This window comes from Streptomyces sp. NPDC049577, assembly GCF_040675635.1.
In the GTDB taxonomy this organism is placed as follows: domain Bacteria; phylum Actinomycetota; class Actinomycetes; order Streptomycetales; family Streptomycetaceae; genus Streptomyces.
The window spans coordinates 1-13,251 of sequence record NZ_JBFAPH010000185.1; the positions used below are offsets into that span (position 1 = coordinate 1).

The window sequence follows — 13,251 nt, forward strand, 5'->3', positions numbered from 1 at the left end:
CGTTGTCCCGGGGCGAGCTCGAGCGTTCGCCTGCCTGCTGTACCTGTCCGACCGGCGCGACGGCGCGCAGTTCTGGTGGCAGTTCGCCGCCGGCGCCGGCGTCGCGACGGCCGCCTACTGCCTCTACCTGCACCACGCGCAGTACAGCGAGCACGACATGGCCCGCTTCTGGTACCGCCAGGCACTCGCCCTGCACCACCACACAGGCAGCGATCTCTACCCGCACATCGACACCGAACCCCCCACCCCCCTTCCCACCACGCCGCAGGAGGTCATCGCCGCCACAGTCGCCGCCTTCGACTCCCCCCACCGCTCCCCGCACCAAGGCGGGGAGGTGAACGATCCCGCGCTGGGGGCGCGCGGGATGTTCAGCTGGGCCCTGGACCACGCGAAGATCGCCGACGCCGTCTGCCGCCTGGAAGCCGCCACCGACGACGACTACGGCCGCGTACCCCGCCCCAACCCCGCACTCGCCGCAGAGCTCGAGGAACACATGGAAACCGCGCGCTAAACCCGGCACGCACCAGCCCGCTCGCCACGCCGACAGCGAGCGGCGGCGCTGCGCAGTGCCCGCTCCGCCGTGCCGACGACGGCGGAGCACAGCGTCGAAGGCGAAGTGGTCTTCAGCAATCCGGCCGCCGACGGCGTTTTGCCGTTCATCGGGCGGACGACGCCGCTCTCACCGGCCCAGGCCCGCGGGCTCGCCGAGGAGCTGCGGCCGCGCCCCACGGCGGGCATGCGTGGAAGGGGCGGGTCTTCACAGCCGCCTGGGGCAGGCGGGAGCCGATGACGATCGTCTTGGTGATGGCCGAGCTGGTGGCGGAGGATTCCAGCGGGCCGGTACTGCGCAGCGCCTCATCCAGGCGCAACGCCGACCGGAAGGTGCACAACACCAGCCGCAGGCCGCCGGTGCGCTCGCGCAGCCACGCGGCGATCGGCGATGAGCGCCGACCGCCGGACCGCTCCCGCCTCCGCGCGGCGGCTTCGGGGTATGCCTCGCGCCCGGCATGCTCGGCGAGCGCGCGGTGGATGCTGGTGACCGAGAGGTTCTGTCGCCTGCGTCGGAGCCGGCGATGCCGGCAGCCGGTGCCGACCATTTTCGGCCACTGTGCCGTAAGGGCGGTTCCCGCAACTGCCCTCGTGCGTACGCTCGTTGGCTGCGTCGCGCCCCACCAAGGGCAACACGGCCCACGGGAGTCGCACGGCGCAAGGGGGAAACGTCTTGCGAGCACAAATCGTCAGAAGTCTCACCATCTCTGCCTTAGCGGCCGGACTGCTTATACCGGCCGCGGCGTCGTCGCAGGCGGCTGTGCCTGAGCCGGCCGCCCCGGCACTGATCCAGGCCGACATCGCCCCGATGGCTGTGGAGACCGCCCCGTCGTCCACGACAGCGGGGGTGGTGGCGACCCCGCAGGCGAACGCCACCTGCAAGATCAACATGATCTCGATCAACCGGTTCAGCGAATGTGAATGGGTCACCCTGCGCCTGAAGGTCATCCGTGTCATCAACGGCGTGCCCCGTCAGGTCGGCACCGCCACGTTCACCGCCCGTCACACGATGACGCTGCACTCGAAGTCGGCGGACTGGGACGAGAAGTTCCAGCTCTCCAAGGCCAGCACCACCGGTGAAGGCAAGGGGATCACCGTCAGCGTCAATGCCACGGCCGGGAACGGCACCACCGCGAAGACGCACTACAGCCCGCACCTGCTGGACACGGCCTCGTCGGGCAGCGTCACCTACACGACGGGGGCCATGCGCAAGGGCCGCGTCAACGCCAAGACCCAGACCAGGTACAGGTTCGAGTACACCAAGGTGGGCTACGTCCCCGGCTCGACCACCTACCCGTCGGCGACCTGGCGGTGTGACAACTACTACGGCACCTCCGGCTGTGCCATGACCGACCAGCCGACCGCGGTGTCGATGGTGGGTATCCCGTGGATCGACGACGGGATCCGCACGCTCCGCGCCCGCGGTGGCCACTACGGTGACCCGAACGGCGGCAAGCCGCTGCACTGGATGATCAACACCAAGCAGAAGAACGACAACCGTCGGGCGGTCTGCGGCGGGCGCACCGCGCCGCCGGAGATGAAGCGGGTGGGGCGCACGTACTGTGACGAGTACCCGTTCGCCTCCACCTACGAGGGCGGCAAGAAGCTGCCGGCTCCGCAGCGTGAGACGACGTGGGTGAGCCCGAACGAGAACAACACCCAAGGCGCGCGCATCACGAATTGGCGCCGTCCGATGCACGTCATGGACAACGACCCGTTCTTCGTCATCGCCTGACGTCCGGCAGGCTGGAGCGAACGGCAACACAGGGCACCCCCAAAGCCGGGGGTGCCCTCCTGCGTGAGGGAGACCACCGTGATCATCGCTGAGACCACCCTGACGCCAGAGACCGGAGAGTACGGCTACCTCCTCGCACTCGGCGAGGAATACGAGTGGCCGCCCGAGTGGCCGTACGGCTGGCGGTGCGGGCCCATCGGGAGCGACACGGCGCACATCCTCACCGACACCGATACCGGCGCCATCACCATCGCCATCCAGACCCACGACGAGCCGCCCCCACCCGAGACCGGCCCAGGCTGGGGTCCGGCAGAAGAAATCAGCCTCCACGCCACCGAGACCCCCACCCTCTACATCCTCGGCAGCGGCGACTTCGAAGAGGTCGAACCCGACGACGGCCCACTCACGCTTCCCACCGACCAGGTACCGGCGTGGATCCGGATGCGCCTGTACTGCCACACCCCAGACCCCGAACCCGGCGTCGGCAACCGCGGCGAGCGCCACCTGATCCAGCTGTGGGCCGCTCCGCAGGAGCCACCGGTGCACCCGGAGCCGGCCCCATCCGACCTCGCGCTCCGGCACTCCTACAAGGAGGACTTCGACCAGAGCACCGCCGCCTGGCCGCAATAGCAGTCCGTACATGGGCCGACGTCTTCCCGCGCCCGCGATGGCTGGCCGGTGGTGATGCGGCCCTTAGGTGAGGGTGGCGACCTCCTTGTCGGAGACGTCGTGAAGGTACCCCTCGGGAACGCCCAGCGCAGGCCGCCAGGTTCTCGTGGCCCGGATGGAGGCTTCGGGGTCGAGGTCGGGGTCGCACAGGAATCCGGCGGCGTCCAGAGCCTCGTAGCAGTGGAGGGCTTCGTCGTGCTCGCCGCGCAGGAGGGCGTCGAGGAAGAGGAGGTAGGCGGCGGTGCTGTCGCCGATGCCGGCGGCGTAGCGCCACCAAAAGCGGGAGCCATCGCCAGGACCGCTGGTAAGGCAAAGCATGCAGCCCCGGCCCCGGGCGCCGACCGGGTCGGTGGGGTATTCGGCGACGACGAAGCGGCCGGCCCGCTGGCTGGCGCCGGGGACGTCGAGGGTGTAGCGGCACAGGGCCCCGATGTCCCGATGCGCCCGGCGTTTGAGTGAGCGGACGGCGGCGACTTGCCCGGGAAGCGGGCGGTTCAGGGCTGCGAGCTCGGGGGACCGCGGGCTGAGCCAGCCCCGGGAGGTGCCGGCTGCGGCCGTGTGGCGTTGTTCGGCGCGTTCGATGCGCTCGCGCAGCTGGCGCCGGTCCTCGGCACGCGGCTGGCCGGTGCCAGCCGGGAGGCGGATTTGTGTGCCGCGCAGGATGGCTTCGATCAACGGGGGTCGCCTTTCTCAGGGGCCGCGTCGCTGCCGAGCTCGCCGAGGGCAGTGGCCAGGGCGGCGCGGCCGGCGGCGAGGTGGCCGGCGGCTCCGTCCGCCTAGTGCTGTGACCGAGAAGGTTCACCGGGTTCGAGAGTTGTGAGGGACCGGACGAACGGTTCGCGTGCTGGGGTGAGACGATCGCGCCGTGACCATCCACTTCCATGACTTCGATGGCGAGCACTCGCTGACGTTGGATGCCGGCGGCCTGGCTGCCGATGCCGCAGTAGTTGCCGCCGGGCATGAGCCGAACGGGTACTTCTGGGAGGGTCTCGTGCGGTTTGCCTGGCCGGATATTGCCGAGCACGTCGATTTCGACAGCGAGGCTGGCATGTTCTGCGCGGTCGGCAGTTCGAGCGACCTCGCGCGACTCAAGACGGCCGTCGAATCCGTCATCACGAGCCCCGAGGCAGTCCGCGACATCATTGCCCGTGCGGAGGCTTCGGGCTTCGAGTTCGACGACTAATGCTGTGACTTCGCCGGGTTGAGCGGGGTCAGGCTGCGGCCGGCAGTGGCCTGCCGCCCCAGCGGAGACCTCGTTCGCTGCGGACGCGTGCGCGTTCGCGGCGTTGGGCGGCCAGGACGTCGGGGTGGCGGGCGTTCTGGTTGCGCCAGCGCAGGTAGGCATGCAGGGCCCAGATCTGGACGGTGTGGTTCGGATGGCGGGAGTTGGCGAGGGTGAACTGCCGCAGCGGCCCGAAGTGAGCCTCGATGGGGTTGGCCCAGGACGCGTAGGTGGGTGTGAAACACAGCTCGACCTTGTTCCTGGCCGCCCACCTGCGGATCTTCCAGTTCAGGTGGGCGGAGAGGTTGTCCAGGATCACGTAGATCGGGCCGCCGTCCGGGCGGGCTGCTCGGATCGACCGCAGGGCGGCCCAGGTGTGGTCGATGCCCTTGCGGCGCCGGTTGACACCCCACAGCTTGTCGTCGCCGACGGAGTAGCAACCGTGGAAGTAGGTGATGCCGTGGGTGCGGCGGTAGGTGGCAGGCAGCCGGTCGGGGCGGCTCTGTTCGGCCCAGCAGGAGCCGGCGGTGGGGCGGATGCCCAGTGGCCCGAACTCGTCGAAGGCGAATGTGCGGTCAGGACGCTCGTTGACCGCGTACTCGATTCGCTCCAGCTTGGCATCAAAGGCCGGGTCCGGGGACTCCTTCCAGGTCTTCGTTCGCTGGAAAGTGATCCCCCGGCGGGTCAGTAAGCACCGCAGGGCCTCGCGGCCGATCCGGACGGGCCTGGTCATGTTCCGGCGCAGGTGGTCGACAAGTTTGCGGACCGACCAACGGGTGAAGGGCTTGCCCAGCACGGTCGGGCGGGTGGTGGCCGTCTGGATGACGAAGTCCTCGTCGTCACTGCTCAGCAGGCGGGGACGGCCTCCCGCCCACTGAGGGGTGAGGCATGCAAGCCCGATCTCGTTGAAGCGGTGGATCACGTCCCGGACGGTGTCCTCGTCCGCCTGGACTAGCCGCGCGATCACCGGGACCGTGCTGCCGCCGGCCGAGGCCAGCAGCATCATCGCCCGCCGAATCCGCACCGAGCTCGTACTACCTCGCCGAACGATCTGCTGAAGCTTCTGCCCCTCCTGCTCCGTCAGCCTCCGGACTCTGACCGGTGGTGCCATCCCGCCTCCCCTACTGGTTGGAAGCGACATCGCTTCCAACCAGCACAACGAGCAACCCGGTGAACCTATGCGGTCACAGCACTAGGCAGTACCTGCGGCCCTCCCATCTCGGCCGGCAGCGGCGGCCTCAGCCAGCCCACGAACCGGCGACGTCCTCCAGCGTCACCACCCGCAGTCCAGCGCGCGGCTGGCAAGGTACATGAACCAGTCCTTCCGAGTCCGAGAACCTGCCGACCCGCACCTGTCACCTCTCCACGGGGGAGCCAGCAGCGGGTCGATTACTGCCCGCAGCTCAGTCGTCATGGCGCCTCGGAGCACTTGGTGCGCGCACTGCCGCAACTCGTGTCATCCACCTCTGCATCAAAATCTGATCTGGCCATCTATTTGATCTTGGTTGAGGCATGATGGTAACCGTTCTTCACACGACACTAGGTGAGAGGAAGTTCTGTGAAACGGACCAGGAGATTCCGGTTGCGTGCAGCGTCCGCGCTCGCGGCTTTCATAGCCGCGTCTACAGCGGTGGTGCCGACTGCGGCAGCTGACGATCAGATACAAATCAAGTCTTACATGGTGCCACTTCACACCCCTACGCCCTCCCTAGAGGAGCTGAATCGAGGAGACGGGCGTCAGAGGCTTGAGGCCGCGGCCCGGGAAGCGAGCATCCCCAAACTCCCTAAAGAAGCGATTGGACCACTCGCGCCCGACAACTTGAAAGATGAGAAGCCGTCAGCAAGCCAAGCACCTCCTGCAGGCCCTCGGCGTTCACTTGCCGCAACCGGCGGCACATACCCGGAGCCTTCCCACTACATGACAGTGGATGAGTGCAAGCGCAACCTTGCAGCAGGAAACTCTGAGGTCTACAACTCCTCGCGGTTCTCGATGTGCACCGGGGCCAAGGTAATCGAGACCTTCACGAACAAAAGCGGAGCTGTCGGCACCGCGAGCATGTGGGTGTTCGTCAGAGGGGCCATCGGAAAGCACGATCGTACGGTCAGATTTGACTACGACTTTCAGGAATTTGAAAGAATCGGTTTCACTCAGACAGATAAATTGCTGATCATCGTGAATTCGAAACCACCTTCCATGACACCAAGCAGCGCCCAGGCCGACATCGATAACGACCTTCCGCAGGACAACATCAGCTACGACAGGCTGAGCACTATGAACCCTGCCCACTTCAAGGATTTGCTGACCGTGCGTCCAGGGCAAGGAGACGGGCGGGCCGACACCGTCTACACCGTGTATCGGCCTTATATCATCCTCAAGATCCCGCCCTACAACATCCCGGATGACAACCTTGGAAGGCTCCCCCACGGCTTCCCTCTTCGGTGGGACAATGCGCCGGAGATCGCCACGAAATCTGGTGGCGCAACATTTGGCATGATTCCGACACTGCACTACAGCACGGCCAGTGATGCTCCAGAAAGAGGCGTCGCCGAGCACATCAAGATGGCCTACACAGATCCCGATAAGACCGTCCCCAAGGCGAATCAGAAAAAAATCTTCCCCGGCAACAATAAAGTGACTCCCCTGCACCGCCTCTATAGCGACATGGACCGGCGCAACAAAAATACCAGCCTGGCGGTCGCCGCCTGCGTAAAGTATTTCGGAGACAACTACACGCAGTCGAGCATACCGGGCAAGAAAAACCAGTGCGACGAGTTTCCGTTTGCCACCACCATGGAAGGTGCTGCCCAGTACGACAAGGACCGGACGAGGTCGCCAGGCCCTAACAACTATTCCGCTCTCCCGGTAGACGCCGACCAGAACGGAGCCGCAGGCCAGATCCTGGCAGGCTTCTACACCAAGAATCGCATCATCGAAGGGTATGATGACGCATTTATGGTGGACGTCGACCAGAGTATGTCCGCGTATCAGATGCGGTTGGTCAATTACTCGAGCGGTAAGTGCCTGGAAATCGACGGATCGAGCACCACTAACGGCGCCCGGGCGCAGCAGTGGGATTGCGTGGGGCAGCCCGGCGCCGACTGGATTTTGAAGCCCGAGGGCGCACAGACCTTCAGGATCGTGAATGCAAACAGTGAGAAGTGTCTTGAAGTTGCCGATTCACGTACCGATAATGGTGCACCTGTCCAGCAGTGGGATTGCGTCCCCGGAGCGAAGACTCAAATCTGGAGCAAGCTGGACATAATGGATCCCCAATGGCATGACTACATAGGCACAGTTCTCGAAAACGAGAGGAGCGGCAAGGCGCTCGAGATAGATGGCAGTAGTAAGCAAAATGGAGCACTGGCTCAGCAATGGGATTATAAGGGACAGGGTGGTGCCCGGTGGAAGATGGGCGCCTCTTGACTTCGCCGACCTCTCAACATCATCAGGCTAGAGTAAGAAGCTGCTGCGGATGTCCGACCTGAAGACGCAGCTGCCCCACGATCGGAGAGCTAAGTGGCAACGCTACTCAGCAGGCAAGAGCTCGATGTCCATGTGGAGTACCGATCCTTCGGGATCCAAGAATCTCATTATGAGATGATCCCTATCCCTTACCCGGACGAAAAACGAGCTGGGATATTTCTGGATTCCTTCCCCATGCGTATCGACCTGAGGAGTGCCGGCAGCACTCACACGGCGTCCGTTTCCGTGGAGGTATGGGATTCTCGTCCCGAACCACATTTGCGCCACACGTGGGACGAGGTGGCGGAATCCGAGATCGAGACAATCACCGGCGAACTGGCCGTTTGGGACACAGGGCCCCAGCACGCATGCAGCATCTCGTTGGGGAAACCGGGTCTCTGGGTCGAACACCAACTACGTCGTCCTCGGCATGCTCCTCGAAGCGGCCACCGGCCACCCCTGGGCCCGGCTCGTCCACGAGCGCGTCATCGAACCCCTCGGCCTCCGGCACACCTTCACCCCGGGCACCTCGCCCTACGTGCCGCAGCCCACCGCCACCGCCTGCACCTGGTTCCCCGGCGCCGACCGGCCGACCGACACCACCCTCGCCACGGGCGGCGGGGCGGACGGCGGCATCATCAGCACTCCGCGCGACCTCGCCACCTTCCTGCGCGCCCTGATGAGCGGCCGGCTGCTGCGCCCGGCGCAGCTCGCCGCCATGAAGCGAACGGTCCCCGCGCCCGACTGGATCCCGGCACCCGGCGTCCGCTACGGCCTGGGCATCGCCTGGCGCCCGGTCGCCGGAAGCCGGGACGGCGTCTGGTTCCACGGCGGCACCCATCTCGGCGTCGTCTCCGAGAGCGGCGTCACCCCGGACGGGAGCCGGGCGGTGGCCGCCGCGGTGTTCACGCTGCGCACGGACGAGGAGGGGCGGAAGGCTCAGGCCCTGGCCGCTCTCCGCCTGGTCGACAACGCGCTCACCGCATGAGCTCACCGCATGAGCTCACCGCATGAAGATCAGCAGGACGATGCAGGACGCCACCGCGGCGAGCACGATCGCGCCCACCCCGTACGCCAGCCGATACGTCCGTAGGCCGGGCAGATACGCGTCCACCGAGTAGCGGCCCGGTCCGGTCAGGGCGATCGCCGCCGTGGCCACGGCGATCAGCAGTGTGTACTCCACGCCCTTCGGGGCGAAGAAGCCGCCGTCCCAGGTCACCCACAGCGCGTTGATCATCGCGCCGAGCAGGGCGGCGGCGGCCAGCGGTGTCAGCAGGCCCAGCAGGATCCCGAGCCCGCCGAGCGACTCGCAGAGCCCCGCCAGCACGGCCATGGCCTTGGGCGCGCGATACCCGAGGTGCGCGAAACCGGCGGCCGTGGCGTCGATGCCGTGCCCGCCGAACCAGCCGAAGAGCTTCTGCGTGCCGTGGGACGCCATGGTCAGACCGAGCATGAGGCGCAGCAGCAGAAGCCCGGCCGAGTAGGCGGTCACGGAGGTGCTGTACGCGACACGCCCGCCGTACGCGGCGTCCGCCGGCGGGTCGCGGGGTGATGTGCTCCGGAAAGTCATGGTGGTCACCTTCCTCCGGATGAGACTTCAATATCCAGTCTCGCCCCTTGCCCGAGGGGGACGGCAAGAACCGGTCCAGGAAAACCGGAGGCGCCGGACGGCCGGCGCCCGCCTGCTGCTCTCCGGCCGCCCTGCGCCCCGACCGGTTCCTGCTGCTGCCCACCCAGCGCCTGCCCGGCGGACAGCTCCGTCAGATCCCCAGCGCGGCCGCCCTCAGCTTCGCGATCGCCGTCTCCTCACCGGCCGTTTCCACCCGGGCCGCGTCCTGACGGCCGAACGCGAACAGGGTCAGCTCACCGGGCTCCCCGGTGACCGTCACCACCGGCGCGCCGCGCTGGGCGACCGCCGTGCGGCCGTCCGGCCGCCGCAGCACCAGCCCCACCGGCGACCGGCGCCCCAGCATCCGGGCCGTGCGCTCCAGCCGGCTCCACAGCGCGTCCGTGAACACCGGGTCCAGCTCGCGGGGCGCCCAGTCCGGCTGGGCCCGGCGCACGTCCTCGGCGTGCACGAAGAACTCCACCGTGTTCGCCGCCTCGTCGACCTGCTTCAGCGCGAACGGCGACATGCGCGGCGGCCCGGTCCGGATGAGCTGGAGCAGCTCCTCGTACGGCTTGGCGGCGAACTCCTCCTGCACCCGCTCCAGCCGCCCGGCCAACGGCTTGATCACCAGCCCGACCGCGGCGTCGGCCCGCCGCTCCCGCACGACGACGTGCGCGGCGAGATCCCGGGCCTTCCACCCGCCGCACAACGTCGGCGCCTCGGGGCCGACGGTCTCCAACAGATCGGCGAGCAACAGACGTTCGCGCTGAGCGTGAGTCGACATGGCCCCCACCCTACGGCGATCCCGCCCGGCCCCCGGACATTTCCGGCCCCCGGACGCGGGCGCCCGCCCGCACCCCGTGCGCGGCGATTCCCTGCCGCGCACACCCCACCGCGGCGGCCGCTCGCGGCCGGTCGGCACCGCCGGGCCGGCCGTACGGGGTTGCTCGCCGTTGCGGCGGAAAAGAGAGCCGGGGGCGTGGTCGGCCGTGACCCACCTTTCCCGCCGCGGCGGCCGCTCGCGGCCTTACGGCCGGGGCGGGGCATCGCCGGTTCCTAGAATGGGCGCATGACAAGCCCCGCATCCTCCCTCGACCCCGCCATCGCCGCGCGGCTCAAGCGCAGTGCCGACGGGCTCGTGCCCGCCATCGCGCAGCAGTACGACACCGGCGAGGTGCTCATGCTCGGGTGGATGGACGACGAGGCCCTGCATCGCACCCTGACCACCGGGCGGTGCACGTACTGGAGCCGCAGCCGGCAGGAGTACTGGGTGAAGGGGGACACCTCCGGGCACGTCCAGCACGTCAAGTCCGTGGCGCTGGACTGCGACGCGGACACGATCCTCGTCAAGGTCGACCAGACCGGCCCCGCCTGCCACACCGGCACCCGGACCTGCTTCGACGACCGGCTCCTGCCATTGAGCGGGCCGCAGGGCCAGTAGGCTCCGGCGCATGGCCGCCATGATCTCCGCCACCGCGCACGGGGACGTCACCCCCGACGCCGCGACGTTCCGCCTGCTCGCCAAGGACCGCCGGGTCATCCCGGTCGTCCGCCGATTCCTCGCCGACGGCGACACCCCCGTCGGGCTCTACCGCAAGCTCGCCGCGGAACGCCCGGGAACCTTCCTCCTGGAGTCGGCCGAGAACGGCCGCAGCTGGTCCCGCTACTCCTTCGTCGGCGTCCGCAGCGCCGCGACGCTGACCGTGCGCGACGGGGAGACCCACTGGCTGGGCACCCCGCCCGTCGGCGTCCCCACGGACGGCGACCCGCTGCACGCCCTGCGCGCGACCGTCGAGGCGCTGCACACCCCGCGCGACCTCATCGAGGGCGCCGGGCTGCCGCCGTTCACCGGCGGCATGGTGGGCTACCTCGGCTACGACGTCGTGCGCCGCCTGGAGAAGATCGGCGAGCACCCCGGCGGCAGCCGGGACACCCTCGGCCTGCCCGAGCTGACCATGCTGCTGACCTCGGACCTCGCCGTCCTGGACCACTGGAGCGGCACCGTCACCCTGATCGCCAACGCGATCAACCACAACGATCTGGAGACGGGTGTCGACGAGGCGTACGCCGACGCCGTCGCCCGGCTCGACGCCATGGCCGCCGACCTGCACCGGGCCGTGCCCAGCCACCCCGCCGCGCTGCCGTCCTCCGAGCTGCCCGAGTACACCGCCCGCTGGGGCGGCCCCGACTACCAGGCGGCCGTCGAGGACATCAAGGAGCGCATCCGCGCCGGCGAGGCGTTCCAGGTCGTGCCGTCCCAGCGCTTCGAGACGCCGTGCACGGCCTCCGCGCTGGACGTCTACCGGGTGCTGCGGGCGACGAATCCCAGCCCGTACATGTACCTGTTCCGGTTCGACGGATTCGACGTCGTCGGCTCCAGCCCCGAGGCGCTGGTCAAGGTCGAGGACGGCCGGGCCCTGCTGCACCCCATCGCCGGCACGCGCCCGCGTGGCGCCACCCCGCAGGCGGACTCCGCGCTCGCCGAGGAGCTGCTGGCCGACCCCAAGGAGCGCGCCGAGCACCTGATGCTCGTCGACCTCGGCCGCAACGACCTCGGCCGGGTCTGCGAGCCCGGCAGCGTCGAGGTCGTCGACTTCATGTCGATCGAGCGCTACAGCCACGTCATGCACATCGTCTCGACGGTCACCGGGCGGCTGGCCCCCGGCCGCACCGCCTTCGACGTGCTCACCGCCTGCTTCCCCGCCGGCACCCTCTCCGGCGCGCCCAAGCCCCGCGCGATGCAGATCATCGAGGAGCTGGAGCCCACCCGGCGCGGACTGTACGGCGGCTGCGTCGGCTACCTGGACTTCGCCGGCGACTCCGACACCGCCATCGCCATCCGCACCGCGCTGCTGCGCGACGGCACGGCCTACGTCCAGGCCGGGGCCGGCGTCGTCGCCGACTCCGACCCGGCGGCCGAGGACGCCGAGTGCCGCAACAAGGCGGCCGCGGTGCTGCGCGCGGTCCATACCGCCAACCGCCTGGGGGACTGACGAAGGCGGGGGGCCGCTCGCACGTCGGGGGAGCGGGCAGGGGATAGTGGAAGGCGTGAGCGCAGCCGTACCCCACCCCCGCCCCCACGACGCCGAGGCCGCCCCGCGCGAGCGGCGCGCCGGCCGGCGCAGCGTCGGCGCCGCCCTGCTGCTGGGCGCCGCCGGAGCCGCGCTCACCCTGCTGGCCGGTGGCCGCACCTGGGCCGAGGGCACAGCCGCCGTCGCCAGCGGTGCCCTGCCGCAGCAGGCCAGCGGCCAGGACGTCACCGGCCTGCCCACCGCACTCGCCGTGGTCGGGCTCGCCGCGCTCGTCGCCGTCTTCGCCGTGCGCGGCGCCGGCCGCAGGATCGTCTCCGCGCTGCTCGCCCTCAGCGGCGCCGGCGTGGCCGCCGCCTCCGCCACGGGCGCCTCCGACACCGGTGCGCTGGAGGAGAAGGCCGCCAAGGTCACCGGCCTCGCGCACGCCGGCATCGCGGACGTCACCCACACGGCCTGGCCCTGGGTCGCCCTCGCGGGTGGCGTGCTGCTCTTCCTCGCGGGCCTGCTGGCCCTGCGCTACGGCAGCGGCTGGCCGGCCATGTCCGGCCGCTACGAGCGCGACGGCGCCCCCCGCCCGCGCCGCGTCCGCACCGCCCCCGACCCGGACCGGCCGGAGGAGCTGTGGAAGGCCCTCGACCGCGGCGAGGACCCCACGCGCGGAACCGGGCGCTGAACACGCCCACCCCAGCGCGATCCCGCCCGGGCGCGTCGGGAAGAATGACCTTCCGAGGACCTTGAGGGATCTCCGCGCCCGAAGGCGCGACACAGCAACGAGGAGTCAAACTCATGTCGGCTAGCGACCACGGCCACACCCCGGCCGCCTGGACCGGTGTCACGATCGCCTTCATCGGCTTCTGCGTCGCCGGCGCGTTCTGCGTGATGGCGAAGCCGGTCGGCTTCTGGGCCGGGATGGGCCTCGAGCCGCTGGCCGCAGCCCTGGCCGCCACGGGAGCCCGCACCGCGCTCATCCCG

At 69.1% G+C, this 13,251-nt stretch carries 14 protein-coding genes and 1 pseudogene; 10 read left to right on the plus strand and 5 right to left on the minus strand.

Annotated features, from left to right (window positions below; genetic code table 11):
- Window positions 1–511: pseudogene (locus tag AB0K09_RS20660) on the plus strand (hypothetical protein); the annotation flags it as partial.
- A gap of 145 nt (window positions 512–656) precedes the next feature.
- Here AB0K09_RS20660 and AB0K09_RS20665 read toward each other — a convergent pair.
- Window positions 657–1,097: a hypothetical protein gene (locus tag AB0K09_RS20665; RefSeq protein WP_366066838.1), complete on the minus strand. Its 441-nt coding sequence runs from the start codon at window positions 1,095–1,097 to the stop codon at window positions 657–659.
- 260 nt (window positions 1,098–1,357) lie between these two features.
- Here AB0K09_RS20665 and AB0K09_RS20670 point away from each other — a divergent pair, with 260 nt between their 5' ends.
- Window positions 1,358–2,284 (plus strand): hypothetical protein, encoded by a 927-nt coding sequence (locus AB0K09_RS20670; RefSeq protein ID WP_366066839.1) that lies wholly within the window; start codon window positions 1,358–1,360, stop codon window positions 2,282–2,284.
- Between the two features lie 78 nt (window positions 2,285–2,362).
- Window positions 2,363–2,914 carry a hypothetical protein gene (locus AB0K09_RS20675; protein ID WP_366066840.1) on the plus strand — a complete coding sequence of 184 codons (552 nt, stop codon included), beginning with the start codon at window positions 2,363–2,365 and terminating at the stop codon, window positions 2,912–2,914.
- A gap of 63 nt (window positions 2,915–2,977) precedes the next feature.
- Here the strand turns inward: AB0K09_RS20675 and AB0K09_RS20680 are convergent, their stop codons facing one another.
- Window positions 2,978–3,628 (minus strand): hypothetical protein, encoded by a 651-nt coding sequence (locus AB0K09_RS20680; RefSeq protein ID WP_366066841.1) that lies wholly within the window; start codon window positions 3,626–3,628, stop codon window positions 2,978–2,980.
- A 190-nt stretch (window positions 3,629–3,818) separates the two neighbouring features.
- On the opposite strand from AB0K09_RS20680, the gene AB0K09_RS20685 reads away from it, so the two are divergent.
- Window positions 3,819–4,136: an Imm51 family immunity protein gene (locus tag AB0K09_RS20685; protein WP_366066842.1), complete on the plus strand. Its 318-nt coding sequence runs from the start codon at window positions 3,819–3,821 to the stop codon at window positions 4,134–4,136.
- 28 nt (window positions 4,137–4,164) lie between these two features.
- Here AB0K09_RS20685 and AB0K09_RS20690 read toward each other — a convergent pair whose 3' ends face one another.
- Entirely contained in the window at window positions 4,165–5,286 is a 1,122-nt protein-coding gene (locus AB0K09_RS20690; RefSeq protein ID WP_366066843.1) for an IS630 family transposase, read from the minus strand.
- An 813-nt stretch (window positions 5,287–6,099) separates the two neighbouring features.
- Between AB0K09_RS20690 and AB0K09_RS20695 the strand changes: the two genes are divergently transcribed.
- Entirely contained in the window at window positions 6,100–7,599 is a 1,500-nt protein-coding gene (locus AB0K09_RS20695) for an RICIN domain-containing protein (protein ID WP_366066844.1), read from the plus strand.
- A 253-nt stretch (window positions 7,600–7,852) separates the two neighbouring features.
- Entirely contained in the window at window positions 7,853–8,626 is a 774-nt protein-coding gene (locus AB0K09_RS20700) for a serine hydrolase domain-containing protein (protein WP_366066845.1), read from the plus strand.
- Window positions 8,627–8,641: 15 nt separating this feature from the next.
- Here the strand turns inward: AB0K09_RS20700 and AB0K09_RS20705 are convergent, their stop codons facing one another.
- Together AB0K09_RS20705 and AB0K09_RS20710 are read right to left on the minus strand one after the other, a co-directional pair.
- The gene (locus AB0K09_RS20705; protein WP_366066846.1) at window positions 8,642–9,208 is read right to left on the minus strand and encodes a DoxX family protein; all 567 of its coding nucleotides are present in this window, start codon (window positions 9,206–9,208) and stop codon (window positions 8,642–8,644) included.
- A 190-nt stretch (window positions 9,209–9,398) separates the two neighbouring features.
- A complete protein-coding gene (locus AB0K09_RS20710; protein WP_366066847.1) occupies window positions 9,399–10,031 on the minus strand; it encodes a TIGR03085 family metal-binding protein in 633 nt (210 codons plus the stop codon).
- A gap of 285 nt (window positions 10,032–10,316) precedes the next feature.
- On the opposite strand from AB0K09_RS20710, the gene hisI reads away from it, so the two are divergent.
- The 4 genes from hisI to AB0K09_RS20730 all read left to right on the plus strand — a co-directional run.
- Window positions 10,317–10,688, plus strand: a complete 372-nt coding sequence (gene hisI, locus AB0K09_RS20715) for a phosphoribosyl-AMP cyclohydrolase (RefSeq protein WP_366066848.1) — start codon at window positions 10,317–10,319, stop codon at window positions 10,686–10,688.
- A gap of 10 nt (window positions 10,689–10,698) precedes the next feature.
- On the plus strand, window positions 10,699–12,240 hold the full coding sequence (locus AB0K09_RS20720; RefSeq protein ID WP_366066849.1) for an anthranilate synthase component I: 1,542 nt from the start codon (window positions 10,699–10,701) through the stop codon (window positions 12,238–12,240).
- A 46-nt stretch (window positions 12,241–12,286) separates the two neighbouring features.
- On the plus strand, window positions 12,287–12,952 hold the full coding sequence (locus AB0K09_RS20725) for a TIGR02234 family membrane protein (RefSeq protein WP_366066850.1): 666 nt from the start codon (window positions 12,287–12,289) through the stop codon (window positions 12,950–12,952).
- Window positions 12,953–13,065: 113 nt separating this feature from the next.
- Window positions 13,066–13,251: HGxxPAAW family protein (locus tag AB0K09_RS20730; RefSeq protein WP_366066851.1), on the plus strand; the 186-nt coding region annotated here is incomplete at its 3' end.

What these genes read in the sequence shown, in the direction of transcription:
- AB0K09_RS20665 (WP_366066838.1), bottom strand. Translation starts at nt 1,097, where the DNA reads ATGGTCGGCACCGGCTGCCGGCATCGCCGGCTCCGACGCAGGCGACAG.
- AB0K09_RS20670 (WP_366066839.1), top strand. Translation starts at nt 1,358, where the DNA reads ATGGCTGTGGAGACCGCCCCGTCGTCCACGACAGCGGGGGTGGTGGCG.
- AB0K09_RS20690 (WP_366066843.1), bottom strand. Translation starts at nt 5,286, where the DNA reads ATGGCACCACCGGTCAGAGTCCGGAGGCTGACGGAGCAGGAGGGGCAG.
- AB0K09_RS20705 (WP_366066846.1), bottom strand. Translation starts at nt 9,208, where the DNA reads ATGACTTTCCGGAGCACATCACCCCGCGACCCGCCGGCGGACGCCGCG.
- AB0K09_RS20710 (WP_366066847.1), bottom strand. Translation starts at nt 10,031, where the DNA reads ATGTCGACTCACGCTCAGCGCGAACGTCTGTTGCTCGCCGATCTGTTG.
- hisI (WP_366066848.1), top strand. Translation starts at nt 10,317, where the DNA reads ATGACAAGCCCCGCATCCTCCCTCGACCCCGCCATCGCCGCGCGGCTC.
- AB0K09_RS20720 (WP_366066849.1), top strand. Translation starts at nt 10,699, where the DNA reads ATGGCCGCCATGATCTCCGCCACCGCGCACGGGGACGTCACCCCCGAC.